Origin of the sequence: Lactobacillus equicursoris DSM 19284 = JCM 14600 = CIP 110162 (assembly GCF_001434815.1) — a bacterium.
GTDB classification, from domain to species: domain Bacteria; phylum Bacillota; class Bacilli; order Lactobacillales; family Lactobacillaceae; genus Lactobacillus; species Lactobacillus equicursoris.
On record NZ_AZDU01000122.1, the window covers coordinates 1 to 792 of the forward strand.

Annotated in this window: 2 protein-coding genes; both read right to left on the reverse strand. The window is 37.9% G+C overall.

Going from position 1 to position 792, the window contains the following annotated elements:
• A partial coding sequence (locus tag FC20_RS09620; protein WP_156402976.1) for a hypothetical protein occupies window positions 1-280 on the reverse strand: 280 nt, incomplete at its 3' end.
• Window positions 280-705: a hypothetical protein gene (locus FC20_RS09625; protein WP_420835930.1), complete on the reverse strand. Its 426-nt coding sequence runs from the start codon at window positions 703-705 to the stop codon at window positions 280-282. The genes FC20_RS09620 and FC20_RS09625, both read right to left, overlap by 1 nt.
• Window positions 706-792 lie beyond the last annotated feature (87 nt).

Consider the following 792-nt stretch of genomic DNA (forward strand, 5'->3'; position numbering starts at 1 on the left):
ATTGACTTGCTACGTATTCCAACATTTGGTAAAAACATTCTATATTGTTTGTATACGCCCAACGTCCTGTACCACTAAATTCTATTGATAATTCGTACACATTTTCTACTGATTCTTCAAGTAAATACATGCTATCTTCATAATCAATATAGGTATCATAATCAACGTAGTTCGCGCTTAAAGATACCAAATTTAAAAAGGTTTTTACCGCGTATATGCCATTTAGCAACAGCTCTTCATTAATGACAATTTGTCCTTGTGCTGATGAAATATTTGCCATTAGTTTAAATCCCCACTTTCCATAAACGATTGTGCGCCGTTATCGCGAATGTCTTGGAATAACGCTAAATATTCAAGGTCAATGTGTTTTGCTTTCTTGTCCTGAAACTGTGCATAGGTCAGCTCTAGCGCTTGTAATTCTTCCGCTTTAATATTGGCGGGTGTGATTTTCAAGTCGAGACACAAAAGTGCCTGCATAAACCACTTAGGGTTTTCGTCCAACAACGTTTTTAAGGTCTTGTAGTAGGTGTTTAAAAGGTTGATAGAGACACTATCTTCAACCATTTCAGCTAAGGGCTTGCCAAGCAAGTCTTTATAATGCTTGGCAGGCACACGCATTTCTTTATAAAGAAATGTCATGTCGGACATTGTCTGCGCCATTTTGGCGACAGGAAAGCGGTTAAATTCGTCATATGCTGTCTTCATTATGCAAGCTCCTTTCTTTCGCCGTCTTCAAGTTTTGGCGCTAATTCGCACCACTTGTATTCATTTAAATCAAGGTAGAACCATTTT